The organism is Devosia sp. (genome assembly GCF_024707125.1).
Taxonomy (GTDB): domain Bacteria; phylum Pseudomonadota; class Alphaproteobacteria; order Rhizobiales; family Devosiaceae; genus Devosia.
On record NZ_JANQAH010000009.1, the window covers coordinates 225,418 to 250,240 of the forward strand.

Genomic DNA, 24,823 nt, shown 5'->3' on the forward strand with positions numbered 1-24,823 from the left:
ATGCAGGGACCAGTGCCTCCTGTGCCTGAACTTGGCCAGACGAAATCCTATCAGCCGACATCACGCCAGCTTTTGCGGGCGCTCGAAACCATGGCAGGCGTGGGGTTTTTTACCCTGTCTTTCGCTGATGGGAAGGTGCGGCCATCCGATGGCCTGCTTGTTCTGGCGGGGACGCTCGATCAGGTGGGCCAGCCGATCGGCATTGAATTCATCGAGGCGCGCACCCATCCCGACGACCGGGCCAGTCTCATCGAGAGCTTTCACATGTTGATGCGCGATACGCTGCCAACCCGGCGTGATCTGCGCATCCTGCGCGAGGATGGCACAGAGCGGCGCCTCGAAATGCGTTTCGAGCGCATGGCCGACGAAGCGCGCCGGCCGGTGGGCTGGATCATCTGCGTGCTCGACCGCACGGAGGAAGAGAGCCTCAAAAAGAACCTGGTGCTCATGCGCCAGCGCCTGCGGGCAGTACTCGAGCGGCTCGATGTGGACCTTGCCTGGTTCAGTTCGCCCAATGGCAGGGTGATCGAGCGGGTCAAGCAGTCCGAGAATGCCCATCTGCCCGATACCTCGCTCTTTACCCTCGACAGCTGGTTTTCGTCCGTGCATCCGGACGACCGGGCCCAGGTGCTTGCCGGCCTCGATCACCCCGGACAAAGCGTCACCGAAGCGCGCGTCGAGCGGGCGCCGGGCCAATATGTTCCCATGCGCACCGTGCGCCAGCCCGTCCTCAACGAGACGGGGGAAACCATCGAATGGCTGGGGCTGACAACCCTTGTCGAACCGGGGCGCGGCGGGCTCGAAGCGAATGCGGCGGCGAGCGAAGAACTGCTCAATGGTCCCCTCTTGCGCGCGGCGCGTAATCTTCTGGGCTGGACCATTCCGGTGCTGGCCGAACAGTCGGGCGTTTCGGCGTCGACCATCATGCGGATCGAGGAAGCGACCGCGCCGGTGATTGAAGTGGCGCGGCGGCGCACCGCGGAGCGGCTGACCCAGGCCCTTACCAGGGGCGGGGTAACCTTTCACCGCACCCTGACGGGAAAGCTCGCCATCTCGCTCTAGGCGCTTGTTCAGACACCTTCCATGCGGCCCGCGGCGCGGGCAAAGCCTTCGGCAATGGCGATACGCATGGCTTCGCGCGCGCCCTGCGGGTTCTTGTCGAGGATGGCCTGGGCGATGGCGCGATGCACGGCCACCGTCTGGATCAAGGCCTCGGGCTCATTGACCGGCGAGGAAATGGTGAAGGCTGCCGTCAGGGCCATTTCCACTAGCGCACTGATGGACGCCATGAAGGGATTGCCGGATGCATTGGCCACCGCCTTGTGGAAGTCGAGATCGTGCCGGGCAAAATCCTCCGGCGTGCTCGCCGCTGCCATGCGGTCCACCGCGGCAAGGAGGAGTTTTGCCTGCTCGTCGGTGCGCCGCTCGGCGGCCAGCGCGGCCGCTTCGATCTCGATGCCGATGCGCACTTCGGCAAGGCTCTGCAGGAAGCTGACTTCCGGCCCCAGCTCAAAATGCCAGGCCAGCACATCGGCATCAAAGAGATTCCAGCGATTGCGCGGCAAGACACGCGTACCGATGCGCGCCCGCGCTTCGATCAGGCCCTTGGCCGCCAGCGTCTTCAGCGCCTCGCGCAACACCGTGCGCGACACGCGGAACCGGTCGAGCAGTTCCGTATCGGGCGGCAGGATCGAGCCCTGCGCATATTGGCCCGAGACAATGGCAAAGCCCATGTCCCAGAGCACGTCGGAATGCAGGTTGTGCGCCAGATTGCGGCCCGACAGGGCAGCGATGAGGTCGCCGGAATGGCGCGCTCTGCCGCCTGATCGATCCATGCTGGATGGCTCCTTGCCGAATGGTCGGGCGACCTAAGCACAGGCAGATAAGTATGACAATATTGGGCGTCCACCCGAGGCTGGACAGAGCGGCTTGGGCTCGCCATGGTGCGCCCAGCAAATTTCGTGAATTCGCCGCAGGATTTTACCATGACCGACCAAGCCCAACTCGATGCCGTTCTTGCTCATGTGGATGCGGGCCTCGACCAAAGCCTCGATCGGCTCTTTCATCTTTTGCGCATCAAGTCGATCTCGACCGACCCGGCTTTTGCGGCCGAATGCCAGAAGGCAGCGAACTGGCTGGCAACGGAATTGAACGGCCTCGGCTTTGCCGCCAGCGCCCGGCCGACGCCGGGCCATCCGGTCGTCGTCGCCCATGGTCCCGACCAGGCCGGCCCGCATGTGCTGTTTTATGCCCACTACGACGTGCAGCCAGTCGATCCGCTGAACCTGTGGAATTCCGATCCCTTCGATCCCCAGATCAAGCAAGACGCTTCGGGCCGCAAGATCATCGTCGCCCGTGGCGCCTCGGACGACAAGGGCCAGATGCTGACCTTCATCGAAGCCTGCCGCGCCTATAAGGCCGTCACCGGCAGCCTGCCGGTAAAGGTGTCGCTGATGCTCGAAGGCGAAGAAGAATCCGGCGGCAAGAACCTGCCGCCCTTCATGCGCGACAATGCCGAAGAACTGAAGGCCGACATTGCTCTGGTCTGCGACACCGATATGTGGGACCGCCAGACACCGTCGATCACCACCATGCTGCGAGGCCTTGTGGCCGACGAGATCGTCGTCACCGCCGCCGACAAGGATCTTCACTCCGGCATGTTCGGCAATGCGGCACGCAATCCCAATCAGGTGGTCGCCGAGATCATCGCCAGCCTCCGCGCCCCCGATGGCTCCGTGACGCTTCCCGGCTTTTATGACGACGTTGCCGAAATCTCGCCCGAACTCAAGGCGCAGTGGCAGGGTCTGGGCTTTGATGAAAAAGCCTTCCTCGGCAGCGTCGACCTATCCGTGCCGGCCGGCGAGCAGAACCGTTCCGTCCTCGAAATGCTCTGGTCGCGCCCGACCTGCGAGATCAACGGCATGAGCGGCGGCTATACCGGCGACGGTTTCAAGACTGTCATTCCCGCCAAGGCCTCGGCCAAGATTTCGTTCCGCCTCGTTTCCGGCATGGACCCCAAGAAGATCCGCGCCGCCTTCCGCGCCCATGTGGAAAAAATGATTCCGGCCGATTGCTCGGTGGAATTCATTCCGCATGGCGGCTCGCCCGCCATCACCGTTCCCGCCGATGGCGAATTCCTGCGCAAGGCGCTTTCCGGACTTTCGGCCGAATGGGGCAAGCAGGCGGTGATCACCGGCTCCGGCGGGTCGATCCCGGTTGCCGGCGAATTCAAGTCCATCCTTGGCCTCGACACGCTGCTCATCGGCTTTGCGCATGTGGACGACCAGATCCACAGCCCCAACGAAAAATACGACCTCGACAGTTTTCATCGTGGCATTCGTTCGTGGGTGCACGTGCTGGCGGCGCTGTCGAAGTAAGGCTTCTTCTGGCGCGCTACCGCTGCCCCCATCCATCGTCATTGCCGGGCTTGTCCCGGCAATCCATCTTGGGGAAGCCTGCCAGTCTGCGGCTGGCGTGGACCACCGGGACAAGCCCGGTGATGACGGAAAATAAGCTCGGTGTACTTAGGCGCCGCTTTAGAGCTAAGCGAAGACCAGCGCGATGATCGCAAGAACAGCCGGAAGGGTCTGGATGAACAGGATCTTCCGGCTGGCCGTCGCAGCGCCATAAATCCCGGCGACGGCGACGCAGGCGAGGAAGAAAAGCTTGATCTGCCAGGCCATGGCCGGGTCGGGATGCACAAGACCCCAGATCAGGCCGGCGGCGAGAAAACCGTTATAGAGCCCCTGATTGCCGGCAAGGACCTTCGTCTGCTCAGCAAATTCTGGCGTCAGTCCAAAAGCCTTCTGGCCGCGCGGGCTGGTCCACCAGACCATTTCCAAGAGCACGATATAGATATGGATCAGGGCGACGAGCCCGGTCAGCACATTGGCTACGAGCGTCATGCTCGGTCCCTCCTGGTTGTTGTCGGCCCGTCAGCCGTTGAGTTTGCGCAGCAGCTTTTCCATGCGGTCGCGCTTGGATTTCTGCATCATGCCATCGAGCCGTTCGCGAATAATGGCGAGCAGGCCCGGCTTTTCTTCCGGCGTGATGACGCTGGCCGTTTCCTCGGCATAGGTCGGAAACTGGTTCGGCGCGGCATCCTTCAGCCGCTCGACGAGAATAGGCACAGCCTTTTCCGCATAGCCCGAGCGGGCCAGTTTCACGAGCAGCGAGGTGCAGCGATCCTTGGCGATGACCGAACCGCGGTCGGCAGCCTCGATCACCTTGGGCAGCTCCGCCGCGATTTCATCGGCACGGATTTCCGCCACTGCATCGAGTGCCGTCATGGCGCCCCAGACCTGGCGATTATTGCCGCTCCCCAGCGCGTCGATGAAGGCAGGGCAATAATAGCCGATGAGATCGGGACTGCGCGCGCCGATCTCGTAAAGCACCTTCATCGCATCGTTACGCTGGCGCACCGTGCCGGAGCGTACGATCTCCACCAGTTCGGCAATGCCCTGCTTGTCGCCCGAATTGGCCAGTTCCTCGGCCAGGGCCACATTGGGCTCCTCGTCGCGGCGGTCCAGCGCCCCAGCCAGCCGATCGGCGATCGTCACGCTTCCACCGCCACGTCGAGCGCCAGCTCGACCATGTCCTTGAGCGAAGTCTGCCGCGCATCGGCGCTGATTTCCTCGTGCGTAATGAGGCAATCGGTCATGGTGCAGATGGTGAGCGCCTTGACGCCAAAGCGCGCCGCCAGCGTATAGAGCGCGGCCGCTTCCATCTCGACGCCGATGACGCCGTGGTCGGGCAGCTTGTCGTAACCGGCAAAGCCGTCGGCATGATAGAAAATGTCCGAGGACAGCATATTCCCCGCGTGGAATTTTAGTCCTTTTGCGTCGGCCTTGTCGGCAGCCGAGCGCAGAAGGCCAAAATCGGCGATGGGCGCAAAATTGAAGGCGCCGAAACGGCCCTTGACGATGGCGCTGTCCGTGGACGCCGCCTGGGCGAGGATGACGTCGCGCACCTTTACCTTGGCATTGAGCCCACCGCAGGTCCCGACGCGGATCAGGGTCTTGGCGCCGTAAACGTTGATCAGCTCATGCACATAGATCGAGAGCGAAGGCTGGCCCATGCCCGAGGCCTGCACCGAAACCGGCTTGCCCTTCCAGGTGCCGGTATAGCCAAGGCAATTGCGCACCGAATTGACCAGTTTTGGATTTTCGAAAAACGTTTCCGCGATCCATTTGGCGCGCAAGGGATCACCGGGCAGCAGCACGGCCTCGGCATAGTCGCCCTCTTTGGCGTGATTGTGCGGGGTCATGCTGATCTCCTCTGTTCCAATGCCACCGAGCATTGCCACTGGTCGCCCGCCTTGACAATCCTCGGCACGGAACGGCCGTCCCGGCCCGCGCATTCTATTGAAAGCAAAGCCCGGAGGTCGACGATGTCCGATAGAATCGAAGCCAAAGTCACGCATCGTTTCCGCGTCAGTCCCGAACGGGTCTTCGATGTCTTCGTCGATCCCGAACTCGCCCGCCGCTGGCAGGTCGCCTGGCTCAAGCGGTCCGGCCTGGCAGGCCGGGCGACACGATCAGAACTCGATCCCCGCGTCGGCGGCAATTTCATCCTTGTCGACGAGCGCGAGGGAGGCGAGGCGCGTCACTGGGGCACGTTTCTGGCGCTCGATCGCCCCACAAAGATTTCCTTCTCCTGGATTGTCGACGAGAGCGAAGAGGACGATCCAAGCATTGTGTGCATGATCATCGAGCCCGAGCCAGACGGGCCGGGTAGCGTCGTCACGCTCTACAACACCATGGATGCTCAGTGGGAAGACTGGCTGCCCCAGACCGAGAAAGGCTGGATCGCCCTCCTCGCCGGCATAGAGGATGTCATCGAACGGCGTGATATTCTGCCCACGCTAGACGCTTGACGGCGCGGGGCCTGAGCCCCATTTAACACCAGCAATTTTGCGCGGGAGCCAAGGACATGGTCGCGAAGATCTTTATCGACGGGGAAGCTGGAACCACGGGGCTGCAGATTCGCGAGCGCCTGGCTGGCCGTCGCGATCTCGAGGTCATTTCCATTGCCCCGGAAAAGCGCAAGGACCAGGACGAGCGCAAGCGCCTGCTCAACACTGCCGATGTCGCCATCCTCTGCCTGCCCGACGAGGCGGCCAAGGAAAGCGTAAGGCTGATCGACAATGGTACGACCCGCATCATCGACGCTTCGACCGCCTATCGCGTCGACCCCAACTGGGCCTATGGCTTTGCCGAAATGGACAAGGGCCAGGCCGACAGGATCGCCAATGCGCGCTTTGTCGCCAATCCCGGCTGCTGGCCGCAGGGTCTGATCGCCGGCCTGCGGCCGCTGATCGCTGCCGGCCTCATCCCGGCCGATCACCCGGTCATCTATCACGGCATTTCCGGCTATACCGGCGGTGGCCGCCCGATGATCGAGGAATACGTGGCCGGGGGCGACAAGGCCAGCCAGTTCATGCCCTATGGCCTGACCTTCCAGCACAAGCACGTGCCCGAAATGACCTTTTACACCGGCCTCAAGCGCGAGCCGCTGTTCGAGCCCGTCGTCGGCAATTTCGCCCAGGGCATGACCACGGCCCTGCCGCTGCAATTGGGTACGCTGAACAAAATTCCGACCGGCGCCGAAATCCACGCCGCCATTGCCGACCATTTTGCCGACATCAAAGACAGTTTTGTGAAGGTAGCCCCCTATGATCCGGCGCTCGGCAAGAGCCCGGCGCTCGATCCGCAGGCGCATAACGGCACCAATACGCTGACCCTGCATGTCTTTGCCAACGACGCGCGCGCCCAGGCCGCCGTGGTCGCGGTCTATGACAATCTGGGCAAGGGCGCTTCGGGCGCTGCCGTCCAGAACCTCAATCTCATGCTCGGCGTTTCGGCGGCCGAGAGCCTTGCGGCGTGACCATGGCGGATTACAAGATCCGACGCGAAGAAGGGCCAACCCGCGGCCGCTATGTCATTGACCTGGCGCCCGGCGCCGAGGCCGAAATGACCTATCGCCGCGACGATGGCCGCATCATCGTCGACCACACCGGCGTGCCCAAGGAATATGAAGGTCGCGGCATTGCGCTTGAACTGGTCAAGGCCGCCATTGCCGATGCGCGGGCTGAAGGATTCAGGATCACCCCGGTCTGCCCCTATGTCGTGGTGCAGTTCCGCCGTCATCCCGAATGGAACGACCTTCTGGCTTGAGGCTCAGTCCTCGTAGGCGAGGCCCATCAGCCGCTCGTCGCGCCAGATGACGCGGCACAGTTCCAGCCGATGCCCGAACAGCACGTAAAAGCGCTCGGGCGTCGGCCAATCTTCCAGCATTTCGATCTTGGCGCCAAAGGGCGAGGCATTGCGCAACAGGGCAGGCAGTCTGACGAGGCCATCCTCGAGCACGAGGGTAGCATCAAGGCGGACGTTCTCTCTGGGTCGAAGCCGACGCTCTGTCTGGTCCATGCCCCATTGTAGCGCAGATCAGCGAGATGATCCTGCAAGCCTTTGATTCAAAGGCCAAGCATCTTTCGGGGCTTTGGGAGGCGTTTGGTGGAGCTGAGCGGGATCGAACCGCTGACCTCGTCATTGCGAACGACGCGCTCTCCCAACTGAGCTACAGCCCCGCACCAATGGCTGAGATATGGACATAAATCGCTGATAGGGCAAGGGGGATCATGGATCGCCCCTGCCCCCAGATGACCTCAAACGAGGCGCTGCGAAATGAGGCTGTCGGCAGTTGCCAAAAGGGCTTCGGGAGCGGTGCGGAGCGGCCGGCCGAGAAGGGCAATGGCGTCGCTCGAATCGAGCCGCTTGATGTAGCCGAGCTCCCCCATATTGTCGCGCATGTCGCGGTCGAAAAGCGCGTAGAGGCGGACGGCCCAATCGGGCATGCCGAAGCTTGGGATACGCCGCTCCGGATAGCGCTCACGCAGGATTTTTGCCGCTTCGAGGAAAAAGACCGTGCGCTCGCCCATCGGAAAACGCTTGCCGCCGGCATCGGGCGCGCTCATGGCAGCAACATGGGCGGCGGCGATATCACGCACGTCGATAATGGTCATGGGAATGCGCGGCGCTGCCGGGATGGACCCATCGAGGAGGCGCTGCACAATGACAGCGGACGTGCCGGGATCATCATCGAGCAAGGGCCCGAAAATAGCGCTCGGATTGATCACCGCCAGCGCATCGTGACGGCCGGCGGCATCCATGATTTCCCAGGCGCGCTTTTCCGCCAGGGTTTTGGATTCCTGGTAGAAATTGACCGCGCGACCATTAAGATCGGTCCAGTCCTTGGCCGTGAAGGGGGTGTTGCGGCTCTTGTCATGCCCATAGGCGATGGCGGCCATGGACGAGGTGAGAACGATGCGCTCGATGCCGGCCTTGTTGGCAGCATTGAGGGCCCGTTCGGTGCCTTCAACGGCCGGGCCGATCAGCTCCATCTTGTCCTTGGGGATCTGGATCAGGAACGGGGACGCCGTGTGCTGGAGATAGCGAACGCCCTCCATGGCTTCGTCCCAGCCCGCATCGCGCATCAGGTCAAGCGCCACGAATTCGAGGCGCGAGACATCAGCGCCATGGCGCCGAAGCGTTTCGCGCACCTTGTCGGCACGCTGGAGGTTGCGCACGCTGCCGCGGACGGTGTAGCCAGAATTCAGCAGTTGAAGGGCGACATGGCCGCCGAGAAAGCCGGAAATGCCGGTGAGCAGAACACGATCGGTCATGGTTGTTCTCCTGACGAATTGAACGATATATAGTGCAATCGTTCAATTTGTTCAAGATGTGGAGTGAAAGGTGACAGAACCCGCCCTCGATCGCGCCGCCGAAAAGCGTCGCCGCATTCTCGATGCGGCGCGGCTGCTCTTCGTACGCGATGGCTTGCGGGGCACCACCATGGAGGCGCTGGCGCGCGCCGCCGGCGTCGCCAAGCCCACGCTCTATGGCTATTTTTCCGACAAGGACGCGGTGTTCACCGCACTGCTCGACGACCTGTCGGACGCGCTGACCGCCGCCTTCGAGGCGGGCATGGCCGGGCCCGGCACGGTTGCCCAGCGTATCGGCGCAGCGCTGGCGGGCAAATATGGCGTGATCGCCGCAGTGGTCGAGAGCTCGCCCTTTGCCGAAGAGCTTTACGCCACCCATAGCCGCTTTTCCCTGCGCTTTCGGGCGCTCGATGCAGAGATGAGCGAGACCATGGTCGAGGCGCTGCGCCAGGCGGGGGTGCGCGAGCCGGTGGAGCTCAATCGGCTGGTGCAGGCGGCGGCCTATGGCGTCGCCCGCAAGCTTTTGGAAGAGGCCTCGGTGCGCGCCGCCCTGCCGGTTCTGGCCGAGCGGCTGATCGCGCCGGAACTGCCCGAAAACTAGACTTTTTCCCAGGCGCCGGACTTTTCGCTGGCAAAGATCGCGTCGAGCACCTTCATCGAGGCGATGGCATCTTCGACGCCATAGGGCAGCGGCGCTTCGCCCAGCACAGCCCTGGCAAAGGCTTCGGCCTGCTCGGTATATTGGTCGCATTCGCCGATGATTTCCCGCCGCGCCAGCGAGCCATCAAGCGGCGAGCCGGTGTCGACGGTGATGGCACTGCGCTCATCGGGCAGGGCATTGTAGGGGATGATGATCTCGAGCTTGCCCTTTGTGCCGAAGACCTGGACGCGCTGGTGGCGCACCAATTGGGTCGAGCAGGTAAAGGTCAGTCGCTTGCCGGCACCAAAATCCATCATCACGCTGGCAAGCCGGTCGGTGCCGAAATTGGGATCGCGCTCAACCAGCGAGACCACGCGCTGCGGCTCGCTTTCGAAGAGGAACCGGCCGGACGTGATCGGATAGCAGCCAATATCCAGAATGCCGCCGCCGCCGATATCGGCCTGGTTGCGCACATTGTCGGGATTGGCATTGAAATAGGAAAACACCGCATCGATGGCGCGGACCTCGCCCAGCTCACCCGAGCGGATGATGTCCCGCGCCCGCTGCCATTGCGGATGAAAGCGGATCATGAAGGCTTCCATGACCAAGCGCCCCGGAGGCACCTGGCGCAGCTCCTCGGCTTCCCCGGCCGTGATGGCGATGGGCTTTTCGCACAGCACATGTTTTCCCGCCCGTGTTGCCGCGAGCGTCATAGGCACGTGCAAATGGTTTGGCAGGGGATTGTAGATGACGTCGATTTCGGGATCGGCAAAAAGCTCCTCATAGGAGCCGTAAGCCCTGGCAATGCCAAGCTGGCCGGCCGCTTCCTGCGCTTTTTTGAGATCGCGCGAGGCGATGGCCACCACTTCGCAATTTTCCGCCTTCTGGATGGCCGGCGTCACCTTGGCCATGCCGATATTGGCGGTAGACAAAATCCCCCAGCGCACTTTCTTCGTCATTCTCATCTCCCTTGTCCTACCCGGACTGGCCTAGCGCCCTCCCCTGCCGCGCCGCAAGCGGAAAGCGCGCTCACGGCACTGTCATCGCCCCGGCATTAACCTCATAAAATACTGCCTCCTTCTTGCCGGGATCGCTGTGTTAACGTCGGCTTAATCGGCCCGCCCGGGCCGCAAGGGGGACCAGAGATGCAGCTCAAGCCCAACGCCTTCCGTCTCAACGAAACGGTGCGCGGGGTGGAGACCATGACCCGCTTCGCTCTCGCGGTGCTGGCCCTGGCGTCGGGCGTCTACACCTATCTCGGCGTCCGCGGCATTCTCGATGGCTCGGCCACCTTCGTCTTCTTTGCCGCCATCATCTATTCGGCCGCTGTCTCCGTCGCCATCTATGCCTTCTGGAGCTTTATGCTCCGCTTCGTGCCGCTGGTGACTTCGGGCGTGCAACGCATCGGCCTTTTCGTCACCATGGCCATCGGCTGCGCCATGATCATTGCCATGTCGTCCTGGCTCAATGCCGCTGCCCTTGCCGGTTCGGCCGCCACCGAACAGCATATGGCTGTCACTCTGCAGGGCTATGCCGAAGACCTTGACCAGGCCCATGCCAATGCATTGGCCGCCCAGAGCCTCCTCCCCGACGTGCAGCGCGCCGCCGAACGCTTTTCGGGCCTCGCCGCCGACGAGCGCGAATCCGGCGCCCTGACCGGCACCACCGGCTCGGGCAGCGTCGTGCAATTGCTCACCCAGATGGGCTCGCAGATGAACCAGCTGGCATCAACCATTACCGGTAGCCGCGCAGAAGTGGCCGCGCTCTTCGAACAGGGTTCGGCGCGCCTCGCCGCCATGCGCGAACTGGTTTCCACGCCCGGCCAGATCGAACCGCGCGCCGACGCCTTCCAGACCGAAGCGGTGCAGCTTTCCGCCGTCATCGCCTCGCTGCAGCAGACCGGCGTTGCTGCCTCGGTCAAACGCGCCTCGGCCGATCTGTCGGCCGGCTTCATCGCCCCGGTGGCCGATGGCCGTTCCGCCGATCTCGCCAATCGGCAGGACCAGGTGATGGAAACGGTGCGCGCTTCCGTTGCCGCGCAATCCGCCGCCCTCAGCGCCGCCGCCGACGAAATCCTCGCGACCCCGTCCGTGGAGCAACGCCGCTATGTGCCGCTCTCCAGCGCCGAAGCCGTTATCCGCTATTGGCAGGATTTCATTCCCTCCTGGGCCGGCGCCATCTCCATCGATCTCCTGCCGGTGGTGCTCGTTCTGGTGCTGATGATCGTCAACGACGCAATGCGAAAGGATTCGTCCTCGCTCGAGGAAGCCGAAAACATCACGGCGGCGGAAATGCTGCGGGCTCTGGCGCTCTATCGCCGCATGGAAGCCGCCGGGATTGATGTCGCGACCGGCCAGCCCAAGCCAGAACCGCAGGCGCCCACCGAAGACTTGCCTGCGGCAGCCGAGCTACCACCCGACGATAGCACCGTCACACCGATTGAAGCCGCCCAGCGCAAACGCACCGACGGGCCGCGCCCGGCATGAAGACTGAGGCAAACCACCGCGCGTCTTCTGCCAGTCCGGGGATCATCGCCCGGCTCGCCGCCATCGATGATGGCAATATCATCCGCGTGGCCTTCTTCGCCCTGCTGCTCGGCACGGCAAGCGTGCTCTATGTCGATTTTCGCGAACTGGCCCTCAGCGAACCGGCTGCCCTGACGCCAACCTTGACGCCCATTCTGCCCCCGGCAGACCCCAGCAGCGGGGTCGAGGGCCGGCCCATGCCGCATATCACCTCATCACCCGAAATCCTTGATGCACCACTCGCCATCGCGCTCGAAAGTGGCGGTGACCTAAAACTGTCCGGCACCATCGATCCAGGCGCTGCAGTCCGTTTTAGGACGGAGATTGAACAGCGCGGCGAATACGTGAAGACTGTAGTTCTTGATTCGCCCGGAGGATCAGTGATGGACGCGCTGGAGATCGGCGCCCTCATCCAGGAAAAAGGCCTCGCGACAAAGGTCGCCGCCGGAAACCTCTGTGCCTCCTCCTGCCCCATCATTTTCGCCTCCGGCGCCGAGCGGATAGCCAGCGCCGACTCTGCCATTGGCGTGCACCAGATCTATGCCGCGTCGCTTGGTGAGGCGTCGCGCGACGCTTTTGCCGTGGCGGGCATTGCCATGGCCGATGCGCAATCGACCACGGCCGAGATCACCCGGCACCTGACAAAAAGCGGCGTCGACCCTGCCCTTTGGCTGCATGCGCTCGATACGCCGCCCGACCGGCTCTACTATTTTTCAGGAGAGGAGATGCAGCGTCTGAAGCTTGTCACGCAATTCATCGAGAATTGAACGCCTGCCAGGAACCGGTGGAGGACCGGGGCCGTTAGGCGGGTAAGGGCCAAAAGTGCCCAAAATACCTCGTGGAGGAGGCTACCCATGTCCGCTACGCATACTCTGACGCGACACAGCGATATCCAGAGCTGGGTCACCGATCGCAAGGGCATTCCCGCTGTCGCGCGTATCCGCAATCGTTTCGGTGAGGAGAAATCGAAGCTGCTGCTGCGCTTCGTCCGCAGCCAGGGCGGTTCGACCGACGACGGCATGAGCCCATGCTCATGGACCGCCTGGTTCGCCGAACTCGATCGTCAGCAATTGGCGCTGAAAGTGACGCAAGGCGGGGAGTGCGAACTCGTCCCGCGCGCTGCAATGAACTAGATCAGGCCCGGGCCTGTTGCTCGGGTCCATCCCTCGAAATCCCGACGGCCGTGACCGGCGCCACGCAAACTCGGTCGCGGCCTCGGGATTTTGCTTCGTAAAGCGCGGTATCGGCGCGCCGCAACAGGTCGGCCAGGCTTTCGCCCGGCTCCATGGCGGCAATCCCGAACGAGGAGGTGATCTGTTGCTCCAAGCCGCGTTCTTGGCTTGAGAGTTCCCGCAGCAGCCGCCTCGCCGTTTCCGCTGCGCCCCGAGCCACGCCAAGATCGGCGCCCGGCAGCAGCACGGCGAATTCTTCCCCGCCCAACCGCCCGATGACGGCGCGAAAATCAAAGCTTTCCTTCAGCACCCGGCCAAAAGCGGCAATCGCCTGGTCACCTGCAGCGTGGCCGTAGGAATCGTTGATCCGTTTGAAATGATCGAGATCGGCCACCACCATCACTGCCGGGGCACCAGCGCGCACCGCCAGAAGGCGCGCCCTGTCGGCCTGGTCCTCAAAACCACGGCGATTGAGCAGGCCCGAAAGCGGATCGGTCTCCGACCGCGCCGTCATGTCTGCGATCATGTCACGCACGATGATGAGCAGCATAAGCAGGCCATTAGAGATCAGCAGCACCGCGCCTGTGCTCTGCGAGATGGCCGCATAGCTGCTGCCGAGATAGCCCTGCGGCGAGCCGCCCGAACCGAGCATCACGGCAAGGAAGGGTTTTGTGACAAAGTTGGCGGCGCTGAGCCCGAAAAGGGCCAGAAGGGCCATGTCGAGCGCCCGATTGGACTGCCGCGACAGGATGATCTTTATCCCAACCAGATGCATCAGCGCATAGGGGGCCTGGTAGAGCATGCCGCGCAACAACGAATCGCGCGGCATATCGAGGATCAGCAGATTGACCACCAGCGCACCGACATAGAGGCCGCCCAGCACCAGCCAGGGCGGCCTGACGCCATAGTGGCGCGCAATGCCGATATTGCACAGGGTCAGAGCCGACAGGAACACCGCGAAGATGGCAAAGCTGACCGGCCGCGCATCGGTCTGATAGGGCAGGATGAATTCCAGCGCCCCATTGGCAATGCCAAGGCCATAACCCAGAGCCAGCCATCGGGCGCCAATGGCACCGCGATAGTAGGCGGCAACAATGCCAAAGGCGGTGGCGAACAACCCCGCGATAAAGAGGTTGATGGCCAGCACGAAGCCTGCTGCGCTCATGGAAGCTTCCGGCGAGAATAACCGGCTCAGTCTCCCCGAGCTTCCGTAAAACTCCGTTAAGATTCTGGCCGGAGGCCCGGTGCTAGGCCCGCGGCGCGACTCCAAGTGCCTCGGCCAGCAGCGCAAAGGAGCGCCGGCGCAGCTCATAAGAGTGGATGGTGGTGGTGATCATCACCTCGTCGGCCTGCGCTTCCCGCGCCTTCTGGCTAATCTCTTCTGCCATCCGCTCAGCGCTGCCCACCATCCAGAGCGCGCCCTGATGGGCGATCACCTGCTGCTGTTGGGGCGTCAGGGTTTTGGCGCGCTCCAGCGCTTCCTCCGGCGGCGTCAACCGGCGTTGCTCGCCGGTCACGAACAGCGCCCAGTTCACCGCCTGCGAGGTAGCGAGGAATTTTGCCTCTTCCTCTGTCGGAGCGGCAATCACCGAGAGGCAAAGGATGGTGCGCGGCTCGGGAAAATCCGCGGAGGGTTCAAAGGCGGCGCGATAGGACGCAAAGGCGGGCGCCGCGGGCGTATGCGAAAAATGTGCGGCAAAGGCATAACCAAAGCCGATCTGCCCCGCTGCTTGAGCGCTGGCGCCCGACGAACCGAGCAGCCATTTTGGCGGCAGCCGCACACCGCCCGGCGAAACCGGGACGCGCGAAAACGGATGGTCGGAGGGAAAATTGTCCTCGTCGAAAGCCATCAGCTCGGCGAGATAATTGGAAAATTCCTCGCCACCGCCGGAACGCAGGGCGCGCATGGCGTAGCCATCCCCGCCCGGGGCGCGGCCAAGCCCGAGATCGATGCGACCCGGATGCAGGGCCTCGAGCGTGCGATAGGCCTCGGCGATGCGCAGCGGCGCATGGTTGAGCAGCATGACGCCACCCGAACCGACGCGAATGCCTTTGGTCGCGGCCGCGGCGCTGCCGATGAGAATTTCCGGCACCGAGGAGGCGATGGAGGGCATGCCGTGATGCTCTGCATACCAGAGCCGCTCATAGCCCAGCCCGTCGGCCGCCTGCGCCAGCTTTATCGTCTCCGCCATGGCCTCTTCCGTCGAACTGCCCTGGGCGATCGGGGCGAGATCCTGCAGGGAAAGCTTGAAATTGGCGGGCATGGGGAACTCCAAAAGGTTGCGCCGCTTATATCGGTACTTGCCGATGGATTTCCAGAGGCTTACGCAAAGCGTGCTTTTGTGCTAGCCTGGGGTGAATGAGGGTTATGCTGTGCGGCGTGCTATTTTCCTGACTATCCTATTGGGTGCCTGTGGAACCGGGACTGCAAATGCGCAGAATCTGCTCGATCCACATCCCCTCGCAGGCGTCGTGGATGAGCTTCGCTTTGGCCTGCACGCCTACAATGTGCACCACGCCATGCTGCCCTTTCTCGTCAATGAGTGGCAGATTACGGAAGTAAGAAGCCTCAGTTTCGACGTGCTGTTCGTCTCTCCCGACATTGACGCCTTCCGCTGGATCGGCTCGCCCCGGCCCGAGATCGGGACCACCATCAATCTCGGCGGCAAGGAAAATCTCCTCCATGCCGGTCTCACCTGGCAATTGCCGATCTTTGACACGCCGATTTACCTCGAAGGCACGTTTGGCGCTGCCATTCACGACGGCGCCCTCACCGGCGCGCCGGCGCCGGCGAAGAATTTTGGCTGCCGCGTGAATTTCTATGAGCGCTTCGGTATTGGTGCCAACCTGTCGGACAATGTGACGGCGACCGTTACTTATGAGCACACGTCCAATAATAGCTACTGCGAGGCCAATGACGGCCTCTCGAACTTCGGCGTTCGCCTAGGCTGGAAGTTCTAAACTTTTTCGTGCGCATAATATCCCCAGGCCCTGGCGGATATTTTCTTTATGAAGATTTCTGGAAACACCTCTGTCGTCTTGGCGGCGTATCTGTTGTTTTCAGTTTCTGCGCTTGCGCAGGATTTTGGCTTGTCCGAAATCCGCGGCGGGATTTTCTCCCACAGCGTCGATGAACCCGGGACCTTTATGGGCATGCTCAATGCCGAGCGCGTCCACGACATCAATGTCGAGCTGCTGTTCGACACGCCAAGCCTGACCGAATGGGTCACGCTCGGCGAACTGCGCCCCCATATTGGCGCCACGCTGAGCCTGGGGGGACTTGAAAACATGGTCTATGCCGGCGTGAGCTGGACTGTGCCCGTCTTCGACTCGCCTGTTTTCGTCGAAGCCGCCTTTGGCGGCGCCGTGCACACGGGCAATAATATCGGCCCCACGCCTATGCCCGCGCGTAGTCTCGGTTGCTCGGTGCTGTTCCACGAGGCGGCCAGTATCGGCATTCAGCTCTCGGCAAATGCCTCGATCATGGCCACGATCGAGCATGCCTCCAATGCCAATCTCTGCCAGGACAATCGCGGCCTCACCAATATGGGCATCCGCCTCGGCTGGAAGTTCTAGGCCACCTGCCCCGCCGACCAGCCTGAGGCCCAGGCCCACTGGAAATTGTAGCCGCCGAGCCAACCGGTGACATCGACTGCTTCGCCTACGAAATAAAGGCCCGGCACATTGCGTGCCATCATCGTCTTGGCGTCGAGCCCGGTCGTGTCGATGCCGCCCAGCGTCACTTCCGCCGTGCGATAACCTTCCGAACCCACCGGCTTCAACGTCCAGCGGCTGACCTGATCCGCCACTGGTTGCAGCTTCTTGTCCGAAAAATCGCCGATCATGCCCGGCTGGTTGATCAGTTCACCCAGCAATTGGGCCAGACGCTTGGGCAGGTGTCCCGCCAGCACGGTCTGAATGTGATTGCGTGGCTGTTCCTTGCGCGCCGCCTGCAAAAGGCCCATCGCATCCTGCTCGGGCAGGAGATCGACGGAAATGCTGTCGCCCTCGCGCCAGTAGGAAGAGATCTGTAGAATCGCCGGCCCCGAAAGCCCGCGATGGGTGAAGAGCAGTGCTTCGCGGAATTTGGTCTTGCCGTGGCTGATAATTGCGTCGGTCGAAACACCAGCCAATTCCTTCAGCTCCTCCAGCTTGCCTTCCTCAAAAGTCAGCGGCACGAGACCCGGACGCGTCTCTGTGACAGCCAGCCCGAATTGCTTCGCCAGCGAATAAGCAAAGCCGGTCGCTCCCATTTTCGGGATCGACTTGCCGCCGGTGGCAACGATCAGACTTTCGCAGGTGACGAAACCATCGCCGACGAGAACCTTAAAACCCTCGTCGATCTTTTTCGACCGAGCCGACGGAACGCCCCGTCCAGATTGCGGCACCGGCCTGTCGCAACTCGTCGATCAGCATGGAGACGATCTGCGTCGCCGGCCCATCGCAAAAGAGCTGCCCCAGCGTCTTTTCGTGGAAGGCAATGCCGCGCTTCTTCACCCGCTCGATGAACATATCCGGCGTGAAGCGCGACAGCGCCGACAGCGCAAAGCGCGGATTGCTGCTCAGGAAACGCTCACGTCCCAAAACGTGCGTCGCATTGATATTGGTAAAATTGCAGCGCCCGCCACCGGAGATGCGGATCTTCTCGCCGGGGTTCTTGGCATGATCCACCACCAGCACCCGCCGCCCCCGGCGCCCCGCCTCGATGCCCGCCATGAGGCCGGCGGCGCCCGCGCCCAGGATGATGATGTCAAAATCGGTCATTTCGGGCCTCTCGCCGCTCTTTGCCTTCCCGTATCGTTCCGGCAGGCCCGGCGCCACTCCAAATTCATTGACTCTTTCCTATTTGAGAGTATGAGAAGTCCTGCTTTTCACCTGAGAGCATCGATTTTCATGCGCAGCTTCGGCCACATCGCCGTTCTTATGCCCACCCGGCCTACCGCCGGGGGCGCTGTCGTCATGACCAAAACCACTAAAACCGCCTGACGCTTTTCCCCGGGTTCCCTCCCGCCGGGGAGAGGCTCAAAGCACTGACCGCGATGGCAAGACCATCGCGCGGGGGCGGAAAAGGTAAAGGGACCGGAGTTCCAAAATGGGTTATCGCGTCGCTGTCGTCGGGGCCACAGGCAATGTGGGCCGCGAAGTTCTCAATATCCTCGCCGAGCGCAATTTTCCGGCTGACGAGGTCTTTGCTCTCGCCTCGTCCCGCTCGATCGGCAAGGAAATTTCCTACGGCGACAAGGTGCTCAAGGCCAAGGACCTGCAGCACTTCGACTTTTCCAATGTCGACTTTGCCATCATGTCGGCCGGCGGCGCCATTTCCAAGGATTGGGCCCCGCGCATTGCCGCGGCCGGCGCCATCGTCATCGATAACTCGTCCTATTGGCGTTATCACTCGGACGTGCCGCTGATCGTGCCGGAAGTGAACGGCCATGTGCTCGATCGCTGGCTCGCCGACGCCAAGCGCAACAACATCATCGCCAACCCGAACTGCTCCACCGCCCAGCTCGTCGTGGCGCTGAAGCCGCTCCATGATGCCGCGACCATCAAGCGCGTTGTCGTCTCGACCTATCAGTCGGTCTCGGGCGCCGGCAAGGAAGGCGTCGACGAGCTCTGGAACCAGACCAAGGGCATTTTCGTCAACGATTCGCCGACCCCGCAAAAGTTCCCCAAGCAGATCGCCTTCAACGTCATCCCGCACATCGATGTGTTCATGGAAGACGGCTACACCAAGGAAGAGTGGAAGGTCCTCGCCGAGACCAAGAAGATCCTCGATCCCAAGATCAAGGTCACCTGCACCGCCGTGCGCGTGCCGGTCTTTGTGGGCCACTCGGAAGCCGTCAATCTCGAATTCGAAAAGCCGATCTCGGCCGACGAAGCCCGCGATATCCTGCGTGAAGCCCCGGGCATTTCGGTCCTCGACAAGCGCGAAGCCGGTGGCTACGCGACCCCGATCGAATCCGTTGGTGAATACGACACCTTCGTCAGCCGCATCCGCGAGGACGTTACGGTCGAGAACGGTCTCGCCATGTGGGTTGTTTCCGACAACCTGCGCAAGGGCGCCGCGCTCAACACCATCCAGATCGCCGAAGCGCTGATCGAAAAGGGTTACAAGGCCCGCGCTCTCGCCGCCTGATCGACACCCTGGCGTCGGTGGATCACCGACGCCGTACCAAATTCGATCGTCATCCTCGGGCTTGACCCGAGGACGCTTCACTTAATCTGCGGATGACAAGTGTAGAGCCCTCGGGTCAAGCCCGAGGGTGACGGCGTGAGCAAGATGCCGGTTGAGCCCGGGGGCACACAGGCGTACAAGACTACCGTACCGGTAGTTACTCCATGCCCATCCGCCATATTCTTCTCGCCCTTCTGGTCGTTGCCATCTGGGGCTTCAACTTTGTCGTCATCAAATTGAGCGTCGAGGCGCTGCCGCCCATTCTGGCGGCCGCGCTGCGCTTTTCCGCGGCCGCTTTCCCGGCCATTCTCTTCGTAAAACCGCCCAAGGCGCCGGCCTGGCTGGTGATAGCCTTCGGCCTCTCCTTCGGCTTTGCGCTCTACGCTTTCCTCAACCTCTCGATCGCCTGGGGCATGCCGGCGGGCCTGTCCTCGCTGGTGCTGCAGACCCAGGCCTTTTTCACCATGGCCATGGCCTTCGTGCTGCTCGGCGAACGGCCAAGCAGGTTTCAGGTCATCGGAGCGGGGATCGCCTTTCTCGGCATCGGCGTTATTGCCTTCGAACGCATCGAGGGCGCCGGCTTCGTGCCGCTGCTGATGGTGCTGCTCGCGGCCGTCGCCTGGGGCCTTGCCAATGTGCTGACGAAGAAAGCCGGCAAGGTCAACGCCATTGCCTTCACGGTCTGGGGCTCGCTGGCGGCGCCGCTGCCGCTCTTCGCCCTGTCCTTCGTCACCGAAGGAGGCGACACGATTCTCAATGCTCTTGCGGGTTTTTCCTGGTCCGACGCAGCGCTGATCGCCTTCCTCGCCTATCCGGCTACCCTGCTCGGCGGCGGCATCTGGAGCTGGCTACTCGGGCGCCATCCGGCCTCGGTCGTCGCGCCTTTCACCCTGCTCGTCCCGATCACCGGCCTGTTGTCGGGCTATCTGGTGCTGGGCGAAACCATCACCGCAATCGAGATTGTGGGCGGCCTGCTGGTCATCGCGGGCCTCGTCGTCACCCTGCGGAAATCGAAATCAGCCGAGCCGGCAATCCGGCTCGACTGAATTTTTGAATTATTGCACCAAGGCGTCGGGCGTTACTGGCGCATCGGTGGGGACATCTGCCGGGATGTCGGCTGGCGCATCAAGCGGGACTGGTACGGCCTCTGCCGGCGCCGGCACGCTGGCTGGCTGCAGCGCATTGAGCTGTTCCGGCGTCAGGCCACCGGCCCCTTCGATATCGGCCGTGGCAAATTCTTCCGGCGTCAGGTCAGGCCAGACAACCTGCAATTCCTCAAAGCTGAGGCGGCCATCGGCATTGACGTCGACATCGGCAAAGGTCAGGGGCGTCTGCGCCATGACAGGCGCAGCGAAAAGAGTAGCGGCCACAAGGCCGAGGGCGATCTTGCGCATGGGAGAAAGTCCTATGGTCAAAGGATGGGCGACGTGGTCGCAAAATAAGGACGCCACCCCGTAAGGGTCGGGGTGGCGTGCTGCCCGAAAAGCGGGCGAAGGCTTAGCTGGCCGGGGCGGCAGCGGCCGCAACCAGGGCGTCATATTCTTCCGCGCTGAGTTCGCCATTGCCGTCGACGTCACCCGCCGTAAAGGCTTCCTGGGTCAGGTCAGGCCAGGCGACCTGTGCTTCCACCAGCGAAACGCCGCCATTGGCATCGGTATCGACCGAGGCGAAATCAGTGGCCGCCTGCGCCATGGCGGCGCCGGAAAGGCCAAGAAGGATAAGGGAGGACAGAACGATCTTCTTCATGGGGTTAGCTCCATGTTTTCGGGAACGTGCGATGGGAGATTGGTCTCCCAACGACGGGCAGCTCTCCTGCGGCCCGTGAGCAAAGACTGGCGAGGCAATGTGTCTCGCTCCGGACCACACAAGGGCGTGATCGAGCAGATGTCTGGGCCATTTCCGGGCAATGGAAACGCGCTGGAAGATCAATGCTTTTGGAATGTTCTGCGAGACAACTGCAAGACGACTACAGTTTCTTTCCTGGCGATGACGCCAGGAACTGATCACGATTTCAGCAGTGCAAGATCAACTTGAAGGCAAAAAGGGGGCAATTGATCACGGACAAGTGAAGATGCCCAAGCCAATTGCATGTCCCCGCCATCACCACGCGGCCCGTCCGCGTGGTTCCTGCGATGCGAGCGTCGGGACCGCTCAGAGTTCGGGGCGAACAAAGTCCCCGTCGTGGTCCATGACCCACAATTCGCCCGTCGAAATATCGAACCAGGCCCCATGCACGGCGATTTTCCCTTCGGCTTCGAGATCGGCCACATAGGGGAAGGTGCGCAGGTTGCGAATGGAATTGCGGATCGAAATCCGCTCCATCGCCGTCTGCCGTTCGGTCGAGGTGAGAAGGCTGTTCTGGCCGAGCTGGCTCGGCAATTCGCCCAGCATAGCCATCCACTTGCCGATGAAATCGCCCGAATCGAGCGGCTTCAGGTCCGGATCGAGCGCTGCCTTGATGCCACCGCAGCGGCCATGGCCCATGATCACGATATTGGCGATACCCAGCGCCTTGACGGCAAATTCGATCGCCGCCGAGGTACCGTGCTGGCCACCATCAGGCTGATAGGTCGGCACCAGATTGGCGACGTTTCGCAGCACGAACATTTCGCCCGGCCCGGAGTCGAAAATCATCTCGGGCGCCGCGCGGCTGTCGCAGCAGGCAATGATCATGGTGGTCGGCTTCTGGCCGGCCTCGGCGAGGTCGCGAATGCGTTCCTTCTCGCGGACATAGCGCCCGGCTAGAAAGTTTGCGTGACCGTCGAGCAGTTCTTGCGGAAAGCTGTGCATGCCGTCTCGATTAGCGCTAAGAGGCAAGAGAATCAATCTCGGCGCTGGGCTCGCGCCGCAATGGGGGTATGCATGCTTATCTATCGCTTCCTGACGGGCGAAGACGATTCCGCCTTTTGCCACAAGGTCACCAAGGCGCTGTCCGAGGGCTGGCAGCTACACGGCAGCCCCACCTATGCCTTCGACGCCGTCAGCAAAAAATGCGCTGCGGCCAGGCTGTGACCCGCGTCGCCAAGGACCAGCCCTACGATCCGGAAAAAAAGCTCATCGATTTCTGATCTTGGCGGGGCCGGTAAAAACCGGCCCCGGCTTTTAGATGCGCCGCGCCACGAAGGTGGCATTGGGTGCGCCCGGCACGGTGGGCCAATAGGTGCAGCGGAGCGAGCCGACCTGCGGATGGTCGGGCACCAGCACGCGTTCATTGTTCTGCGTCTGGTTCTTGAAAATTTCCGAGAGAATGAGATCGATCAGCCCGCGCGGCCGGCAGGTAATGGTGGCTGCCGCCCAGGCCATGCCGCCACTGCAGCTCTGGCGCCGGAGGTCGATGGTCACGTCCCGGCCCGAGGCGCGCCAGTCGAGCCGGCCCTCGCAGCGCACACCCTGCCCGCGCACCGAATAGCTGCCGCGCCGTTCGAGGCAGAAGGTCAGGCGGTTGGCGCCATAGAGATTGCGATCGGCCTGATAGCAGCCCGCCACCAGCGCACTGCCGCCTGGCGCATCGGGCACCAGCACTCGCGTCGAAGCGTCCTGCGCCATGGCGCCGCTCGTCAGGACCAGAAACAGTCCCACTATCCATCCAGCTATAGATCTCGACACCACGGTCGTCTCCTCCTGCGTCCGGTGCAACGAGGATAGAGCGCTTCAGGCTTTACGGTCTATCGTCATTTCTCCCAAGTATAGATGCTGCAGCAGGATGACGGTTTTGCCGTCGATGATGCGTCCGTCGCGACAGGCGACAATGGCATCATCGAGGTCCATTTCGGCGACTTCGAGCTCCTCGCCCTCCTCGACAAGCCCGCCGCCAAAGTGACGATAGGTGTCCTCGCCATAGCGACCGACGAAGAGGCTGACCTTTTCCTGCACCGAACCGGGCGACATGTAGACGTCGCTGACATGGACAATGTCGCGCGGCTCATGTCCGGTTTCCTCAAAGGCCTCGCGGCGCGCGCAGGTTTCGGGATCGTCTCCATCGAGCAGGCCCGCACAGGCTTCGAGCAGAAAGGCCGCATCGCCATTGGCGAGCACCGGATAGCGGAACTGCCGTACCAGCAGCACCGTGCGCTTTTCCGCGTTGAAGAGGACGATGGAAGCGGCATTGCCATGGTCGTAATTTTCGCGGCTGAGGCGCTGCACCGTGCCGTCGTCACGACGATAGTCCAGCGTCACGCGCGTCAGCGTACCCCACTCATCCGAGAGCGTTTCCGAACCGATAAGGGTGACTTTGCCGTCCATGAAGCTTCCTTCGCTTTGGCCGGAAGCTGGCGCATTTTTCCCGATTCTGGAACTCAGTCCCTGCCTGGAAGGGCCGCCATGCGCGTCGCCAGCGCCTCCTGCCCCGAAGACTTCAAACCGTCAACGGCACCCTCAAAATCCCTGCTATCGCGGTTTTGGCTGAGTTTTGACTTGGCGACCGTCCTGGCCACGGCAATGCGGAAAGCAACGATCTTGCCCAGCATATCGGTCATGTAGTCAGCCGGCGCATCGGCCATGCGCCACGCCTTTTTCGCCATTGATCCGGCGCTCATGCTCGCGGGTAAGAAGCCCCACTGCTGCACGCTTGCTGGTCTCGTCATGCTGAAAGCTGATCGTGCCATGCACATGCACGACCTGATAGTTCCAGGTCGGCACCTGTTTGTGGTGCTCGGCCTTGCTGGGATAAAAGTTAGGCGAGACATAGCCGTCGACGCCGCGGAAGATCACCAGAACCTCCTCGCCCTCGGCGATCAGCCGATGCATGTCATTGGCAAGGGCAATATGCCCGACAAGTTCCCCGCGCTTGTCGACGAGGATCGGCATGTGATTGGCAATCAGGCCCTCGGCCGTATTCGCGACCACGCAGCCGAGCGGCGCCGCAGCGATCACCGCCGCGATCTCTTCCTGATCGATTTCCTTAAAATGCTCGGGCAGATACATAGGCGCCTCACGGAAAAATCTCAGCCGCCAAGGATCAGTTTTAGGGCAATGGCCCACATGATCACGGCGATGATCCCCTCAAGAATACGCCAGGCAAACGGTTTGGCGAAGATGGGTCGCAGAAAACCAGCGCCATAGCCAAGGGCAAAGAAAAACGCGAAAGACCCGGTGATGGCGCCGGCGGCGAAATGCACCTCGCGTCCTGCAAATTGCGTCGAAATGGTACCAAGCAGCACCACCGTATCGAGATAGACGTGCGGGTTGAGCCAGGTGATGGCGAGGCAGGCCAGAAGCGTCGTCAGCAAGGGCTTGGCCGTGTCGGCCTCGCTGACCGACAAGGCGCCATGGGATTTTAGCGCGGAAAGCAGGCTTCGCGCCCCATACCAGACGAGAAACGCCGCGCCGCCAAAGCGCATCACCGGATCGATCCACGGCAGCAGGGCGGCGATGCGTCCAAAACTCGTCACCCCCAGGACGATCAGTGCCGCATCCGAAAGCGCACAGACGAGACAGACGGCAAAGACATGTTCGCCCTTGAGCCCCTGTCGCAGCACAAAGGCATTTTGCGCACCGATGGCAACGATGAGGCTGAGGCCGATGGAGAGGCCCGCGATGAAAACCGGAATATCCATTCGCTTGCGCTAAACGACGGGGCATGATTAGGCA

At 62.2% G+C, this 24,823-nt stretch carries 30 protein-coding genes, 1 tRNA gene and 2 pseudogenes; 14 read left to right on the forward strand and 19 right to left on the reverse strand.

Annotated features, from left to right (window positions below; genetic code table 11):
* Positions 1–12 precede the first annotated feature (12 nt).
* A complete protein-coding gene (locus tag NVV77_RS11010) occupies positions 13–1,062 on the forward strand; it encodes a helix-turn-helix domain-containing protein (RefSeq protein ID WP_295412989.1) in 1,050 nt (349 codons plus the stop codon).
* Between the two features lie 8 nt (positions 1,063–1,070).
* On the opposite strand, the gene NVV77_RS11015 is transcribed toward NVV77_RS11010, so the two are convergent.
* Positions 1,071–1,835: a FadR/GntR family transcriptional regulator gene (locus NVV77_RS11015; RefSeq protein WP_295412991.1), complete on the reverse strand. Its 765-nt coding sequence runs from the start codon at positions 1,833–1,835 to the stop codon at positions 1,071–1,073.
* 150 nt (positions 1,836–1,985) lie between these two features.
* On the opposite strand from NVV77_RS11015, the gene NVV77_RS11020 reads away from it, so the two are divergent.
* The gene (locus NVV77_RS11020; protein ID WP_295412994.1) at positions 1,986–3,377 is read left to right on the forward strand and encodes a M20/M25/M40 family metallo-hydrolase; all 1,392 of its coding nucleotides are present in this window, start codon (positions 1,986–1,988) and stop codon (positions 3,375–3,377) included.
* 165 nt (positions 3,378–3,542) lie between these two features.
* Here NVV77_RS11020 and NVV77_RS11025 read toward each other — a convergent pair whose 3' ends face one another.
* Genes NVV77_RS11025 through deoD form a run of 3 tightly spaced genes read right to left on the reverse strand, consistent with a single transcriptional unit; the run spans position 3,543 to position 5,266 of the window.
* The gene (locus NVV77_RS11025; RefSeq protein WP_295412996.1) at positions 3,543–3,905 is read right to left on the reverse strand and encodes a DUF1304 domain-containing protein; all 363 of its coding nucleotides are present in this window, start codon (positions 3,903–3,905) and stop codon (positions 3,543–3,545) included.
* Positions 3,906–3,935: 30 nt separating this feature from the next.
* On the reverse strand, positions 3,936–4,559 hold the full coding sequence (locus NVV77_RS11030; RefSeq protein WP_295412999.1) for a hypothetical protein: 624 nt from the start codon (positions 4,557–4,559) through the stop codon (positions 3,936–3,938).
* The gene (gene deoD / locus NVV77_RS11035; protein WP_295413001.1) at positions 4,556–5,266 is read right to left on the reverse strand and encodes a purine-nucleoside phosphorylase; all 711 of its coding nucleotides are present in this window, start codon (positions 5,264–5,266) and stop codon (positions 4,556–4,558) included. Before deoD ends, NVV77_RS11030 begins: the two co-directional genes overlap by 4 nt.
* A 123-nt stretch (positions 5,267–5,389) precedes the next feature.
* Between deoD and NVV77_RS11040 the strand changes: the two genes are divergently transcribed.
* From NVV77_RS11040 to NVV77_RS11050, 3 genes are read left to right on the forward strand one after another with little or no spacing between them, the layout of a single operon-like run.
* Positions 5,390–5,875 (forward strand): SRPBCC family protein, encoded by a 486-nt coding sequence (locus NVV77_RS11040; protein ID WP_295413003.1) that lies wholly within the window; start codon positions 5,390–5,392, stop codon positions 5,873–5,875.
* A gap of 56 nt (positions 5,876–5,931) precedes the next feature.
* Complete coding sequence (gene argC / locus NVV77_RS11045) at positions 5,932–6,885, forward strand: N-acetyl-gamma-glutamyl-phosphate reductase (RefSeq protein WP_295413007.1); 954 nt, start codon at positions 5,932–5,934, stop codon at positions 6,883–6,885.
* Positions 6,886–6,887: 2 nt separating this feature from the next.
* Entirely contained in the window at positions 6,888–7,175 is a 288-nt protein-coding gene (locus tag NVV77_RS11050; RefSeq protein WP_295414434.1) for a GNAT family N-acetyltransferase, read from the forward strand.
* A gap of 3 nt (positions 7,176–7,178) precedes the next feature.
* Here NVV77_RS11050 and NVV77_RS11055 read toward each other — a convergent pair whose 3' ends face one another.
* The 3 genes from NVV77_RS11055 to NVV77_RS11065 form a co-directional block, all read right to left on the reverse strand.
* Positions 7,179–7,427, reverse strand: coding sequence for a hypothetical protein (locus NVV77_RS11055; RefSeq protein ID WP_295413009.1), 249 nt, complete (start codon positions 7,425–7,427; stop codon positions 7,179–7,181).
* An 85-nt stretch (positions 7,428–7,512) separates the two neighbouring features.
* A tRNA-Ala gene (locus NVV77_RS11060) sits at positions 7,513–7,588 on the reverse strand.
* 78 nt (positions 7,589–7,666) lie between these two features.
* Positions 7,667–8,683, reverse strand: coding sequence for an NAD-dependent epimerase/dehydratase family protein (locus tag NVV77_RS11065; RefSeq protein WP_295413011.1), 1,017 nt, complete (start codon positions 8,681–8,683; stop codon positions 7,667–7,669).
* Between the two features lie 70 nt (positions 8,684–8,753).
* Here NVV77_RS11065 and NVV77_RS11070 point away from each other — a divergent pair, with 70 nt between their 5' ends.
* The gene (locus tag NVV77_RS11070) at positions 8,754–9,323 is read left to right on the forward strand and encodes a TetR/AcrR family transcriptional regulator (protein WP_295413012.1); all 570 of its coding nucleotides are present in this window, start codon (positions 8,754–8,756) and stop codon (positions 9,321–9,323) included.
* Here NVV77_RS11070 and NVV77_RS11075 read toward each other — a convergent pair.
* Positions 9,320–10,321 (reverse strand): Gfo/Idh/MocA family oxidoreductase, encoded by a 1,002-nt coding sequence (locus tag NVV77_RS11075; RefSeq protein WP_295413013.1) that lies wholly within the window; start codon positions 10,319–10,321, stop codon positions 9,320–9,322. The two genes, NVV77_RS11070 and NVV77_RS11075, sit on opposite strands and share 4 nt — an antisense overlap.
* A gap of 186 nt (positions 10,322–10,507) precedes the next feature.
* Between NVV77_RS11075 and NVV77_RS11080 the strand changes: the two genes are divergently transcribed.
* The 3 genes from NVV77_RS11080 to NVV77_RS11090 all read left to right on the forward strand — a co-directional run bounded on the left by NVV77_RS11080 (position 10,508) and on the right by NVV77_RS11090 (position 13,020).
* Positions 10,508–11,848 (forward strand): hypothetical protein, encoded by a 1,341-nt coding sequence (locus NVV77_RS11080; RefSeq protein WP_295413015.1) that lies wholly within the window; start codon positions 10,508–10,510, stop codon positions 11,846–11,848.
* Positions 11,845–12,654, forward strand: a complete 810-nt coding sequence (locus NVV77_RS11085; protein WP_295413017.1) for a hypothetical protein — start codon at positions 11,845–11,847, stop codon at positions 12,652–12,654. The genes NVV77_RS11080 and NVV77_RS11085 overlap by 4 nt, the downstream gene beginning before the upstream one ends.
* A gap of 87 nt (positions 12,655–12,741) precedes the next feature.
* Positions 12,742–13,020: a hypothetical protein gene (locus NVV77_RS11090; protein WP_295413019.1), complete on the forward strand. Its 279-nt coding sequence runs from the start codon at positions 12,742–12,744 to the stop codon at positions 13,018–13,020.
* 1 nt (position 13,021) lies between these two features.
* Here the strand turns inward: NVV77_RS11090 and NVV77_RS11095 are convergent, their stop codons facing one another.
* Together NVV77_RS11095 and NVV77_RS11100 are read right to left on the reverse strand one after the other, a co-directional pair.
* Entirely contained in the window at positions 13,022–14,224 is a 1,203-nt protein-coding gene (locus NVV77_RS11095; RefSeq protein ID WP_295413022.1) for a diguanylate cyclase, read from the reverse strand.
* An 82-nt stretch (positions 14,225–14,306) separates the two neighbouring features.
* Positions 14,307–15,323: an LLM class flavin-dependent oxidoreductase gene (locus NVV77_RS11100; RefSeq protein ID WP_295413025.1), complete on the reverse strand. Its 1,017-nt coding sequence runs from the start codon at positions 15,321–15,323 to the stop codon at positions 14,307–14,309.
* Positions 15,324–15,531: 208 nt separating this feature from the next.
* Between NVV77_RS11100 and NVV77_RS11105 the strand changes: the two genes are divergently transcribed.
* Both NVV77_RS11105 and NVV77_RS11110 read left to right on the forward strand, forming a co-directional pair.
* Entirely contained in the window at positions 15,532–16,020 is a 489-nt protein-coding gene (locus NVV77_RS11105; RefSeq protein WP_295413027.1) for an acyloxyacyl hydrolase, read from the forward strand.
* A gap of 129 nt (positions 16,021–16,149) precedes the next feature.
* Positions 16,150–16,635 carry an acyloxyacyl hydrolase gene (locus tag NVV77_RS11110; RefSeq protein WP_295413030.1) on the forward strand — a complete coding sequence of 162 codons (486 nt, stop codon included), beginning with the start codon at positions 16,150–16,152 and terminating at the stop codon, positions 16,633–16,635.
* Here NVV77_RS11110 and NVV77_RS11115 read toward each other — a convergent pair.
* Positions 16,632–17,823 (reverse strand): annotated as a pseudogene (locus NVV77_RS11115) (NAD(P)/FAD-dependent oxidoreductase). The gene NVV77_RS11110 and the pseudogene NVV77_RS11115 sit on opposite strands and share 4 nt — an antisense overlap.
* 328 nt (positions 17,824–18,151) lie before the next feature.
* On the opposite strand from NVV77_RS11115, the gene NVV77_RS11120 reads away from it, so the two are divergent.
* Positions 18,152–19,195 carry an aspartate-semialdehyde dehydrogenase gene (locus tag NVV77_RS11120; RefSeq protein WP_295413032.1) on the forward strand — a complete coding sequence of 348 codons (1,044 nt, stop codon included), beginning with the start codon at positions 18,152–18,154 and terminating at the stop codon, positions 19,193–19,195.
* 203 nt (positions 19,196–19,398) lie between these two features.
* Positions 19,399–20,280, forward strand: coding sequence for an EamA family transporter (locus NVV77_RS11125; RefSeq protein WP_295413035.1), 882 nt, complete (start codon positions 19,399–19,401; stop codon positions 20,278–20,280).
* A gap of 9 nt (positions 20,281–20,289) precedes the next feature.
* Here the strand turns inward: NVV77_RS11125 and NVV77_RS11130 are convergent, their stop codons facing one another.
* The 3 genes from NVV77_RS11130 to NVV77_RS11140 all read right to left on the reverse strand — a co-directional run bounded on the left by NVV77_RS11130 (position 20,290) and on the right by NVV77_RS11140 (position 22,024).
* A complete protein-coding gene (locus tag NVV77_RS11130) occupies positions 20,290–20,628 on the reverse strand; it encodes a hypothetical protein (RefSeq protein ID WP_295413038.1) in 339 nt (112 codons plus the stop codon).
* 103 nt (positions 20,629–20,731) lie between these two features.
* A complete protein-coding gene (locus NVV77_RS11135) occupies positions 20,732–20,980 on the reverse strand; it encodes a hypothetical protein (protein ID WP_295413039.1) in 249 nt (82 codons plus the stop codon).
* A 405-nt stretch (positions 20,981–21,385) separates the two neighbouring features.
* The gene (locus tag NVV77_RS11140) at positions 21,386–22,024 is read right to left on the reverse strand and encodes a carbonic anhydrase (RefSeq protein ID WP_295413041.1); all 639 of its coding nucleotides are present in this window, start codon (positions 22,022–22,024) and stop codon (positions 21,386–21,388) included.
* A 72-nt stretch (positions 22,025–22,096) separates the two neighbouring features.
* Between NVV77_RS11140 and NVV77_RS11145 the strand changes: the two are divergent.
* Positions 22,097–22,302, forward strand: a pseudogene (locus tag NVV77_RS11145) (DUF1737 domain-containing protein).
* A 34-nt stretch (positions 22,303–22,336) separates the two neighbouring features.
* Here NVV77_RS11145 and NVV77_RS11150 read toward each other — a convergent pair.
* The 5 genes from NVV77_RS11150 to NVV77_RS11170 form a co-directional block, all read right to left on the reverse strand.
* The gene (locus tag NVV77_RS11150) at positions 22,337–22,813 is read right to left on the reverse strand and encodes a hypothetical protein (protein ID WP_295413043.1); all 477 of its coding nucleotides are present in this window, start codon (positions 22,811–22,813) and stop codon (positions 22,337–22,339) included.
* A 72-nt stretch (positions 22,814–22,885) separates the two neighbouring features.
* Entirely contained in the window at positions 22,886–23,476 is a 591-nt protein-coding gene (locus NVV77_RS11155; RefSeq protein WP_295413045.1) for an NUDIX domain-containing protein, read from the reverse strand.
* Positions 23,477–23,529: 53 nt separating this feature from the next.
* A complete protein-coding gene (locus NVV77_RS11160; RefSeq protein ID WP_295413046.1) occupies positions 23,530–23,733 on the reverse strand; it encodes a hypothetical protein in 204 nt (67 codons plus the stop codon).
* Positions 23,714–24,157, reverse strand: a complete 444-nt coding sequence (locus tag NVV77_RS11165; protein ID WP_295413048.1) for an FMN-binding negative transcriptional regulator — start codon at positions 24,155–24,157, stop codon at positions 23,714–23,716. Before NVV77_RS11165 ends, NVV77_RS11160 begins: the two co-directional genes overlap by 20 nt.
* A gap of 20 nt (positions 24,158–24,177) precedes the next feature.
* A complete protein-coding gene (locus NVV77_RS11170) occupies positions 24,178–24,789 on the reverse strand; it encodes a LysE/ArgO family amino acid transporter (protein WP_295413049.1) in 612 nt (203 codons plus the stop codon).
* Between the last annotated feature and the right edge of the window lie 34 nt (positions 24,790–24,823).

Bases quoted from the DNA above. Each gene is read 5' to 3' on its own strand.
- NVV77_RS11170 (WP_295413049.1), bottom strand. From the start codon at position 24,789: ATGGATATTCCGGTTTTCATCGCGGGCCTCTCCATCGGCCTCAGCCTC.
- NVV77_RS11075 (WP_295413013.1), bottom strand. From the start codon at position 10,321: ATGACGAAGAAAGTGCGCTGGGGGATTTTGTCTACCGCCAATATCGGC.
- deoD (WP_295413001.1), bottom strand. From the start codon at position 5,266: ATGACCCCGCACAATCACGCCAAAGAGGGCGACTATGCCGAGGCCGTG.
- NVV77_RS11130 (WP_295413038.1), bottom strand. From the start codon at position 20,628: ATGCGCAAGATCGCCCTCGGCCTTGTGGCCGCTACTCTTTTCGCTGCG.
- NVV77_RS11165 (WP_295413048.1), bottom strand. From the start codon at position 24,157: ATGTATCTGCCCGAGCATTTTAAGGAAATCGATCAGGAAGAGATCGCG.
- NVV77_RS11120 (WP_295413032.1), top strand. From the start codon at position 18,152: ATGGGTTATCGCGTCGCTGTCGTCGGGGCCACAGGCAATGTGGGCCGC.
- NVV77_RS11140 (WP_295413041.1), bottom strand. From the start codon at position 22,024: ATGCACAGCTTTCCGCAAGAACTGCTCGACGGTCACGCAAACTTTCTA.
- NVV77_RS11015 (WP_295412991.1), bottom strand. From the start codon at position 1,835: ATGGATCGATCAGGCGGCAGAGCGCGCCATTCCGGCGACCTCATCGCT.
- NVV77_RS11065 (WP_295413011.1), bottom strand. From the start codon at position 8,683: ATGACCGATCGTGTTCTGCTCACCGGCATTTCCGGCTTTCTCGGCGGC.
- argC (WP_295413007.1), top strand. From the start codon at position 5,932: ATGGTCGCGAAGATCTTTATCGACGGGGAAGCTGGAACCACGGGGCTG.
- NVV77_RS11155 (WP_295413045.1), bottom strand. From the start codon at position 23,476: ATGGACGGCAAAGTCACCCTTATCGGTTCGGAAACGCTCTCGGATGAG.
- NVV77_RS11050 (WP_295414434.1), top strand. From the start codon at position 6,888: ATGGCGGATTACAAGATCCGACGCGAAGAAGGGCCAACCCGCGGCCGC.
- NVV77_RS11095 (WP_295413022.1), bottom strand. From the start codon at position 14,224: ATGAGCGCAGCAGGCTTCGTGCTGGCCATCAACCTCTTTATCGCGGGG.
- NVV77_RS11090 (WP_295413019.1), top strand. From the start codon at position 12,742: ATGTCCGCTACGCATACTCTGACGCGACACAGCGATATCCAGAGCTGG.
- NVV77_RS11040 (WP_295413003.1), top strand. From the start codon at position 5,390: ATGTCCGATAGAATCGAAGCCAAAGTCACGCATCGTTTCCGCGTCAGT.
- NVV77_RS11125 (WP_295413035.1), top strand. From the start codon at position 19,399: ATGCCCATCCGCCATATTCTTCTCGCCCTTCTGGTCGTTGCCATCTGG.
- NVV77_RS11160 (WP_295413046.1), bottom strand. From the start codon at position 23,733: ATGGCCGATGCGCCGGCTGACTACATGACCGATATGCTGGGCAAGATC.
- NVV77_RS11025 (WP_295412996.1), bottom strand. From the start codon at position 3,905: ATGACGCTCGTAGCCAATGTGCTGACCGGGCTCGTCGCCCTGATCCAT.
- NVV77_RS11020 (WP_295412994.1), top strand. From the start codon at position 1,986: ATGACCGACCAAGCCCAACTCGATGCCGTTCTTGCTCATGTGGATGCG.
- NVV77_RS11055 (WP_295413009.1), bottom strand. From the start codon at position 7,427: ATGGACCAGACAGAGCGTCGGCTTCGACCCAGAGAGAACGTCCGCCTT.
- NVV77_RS11135 (WP_295413039.1), bottom strand. From the start codon at position 20,980: ATGAAGAAGATCGTTCTGTCCTCCCTTATCCTTCTTGGCCTTTCCGGC.
- NVV77_RS11080 (WP_295413015.1), top strand. From the start codon at position 10,508: ATGCAGCTCAAGCCCAACGCCTTCCGTCTCAACGAAACGGTGCGCGGG.
- NVV77_RS11100 (WP_295413025.1), bottom strand. From the start codon at position 15,323: ATGCCCGCCAATTTCAAGCTTTCCCTGCAGGATCTCGCCCCGATCGCC.
- NVV77_RS11085 (WP_295413017.1), top strand. From the start codon at position 11,845: ATGAAGACTGAGGCAAACCACCGCGCGTCTTCTGCCAGTCCGGGGATC.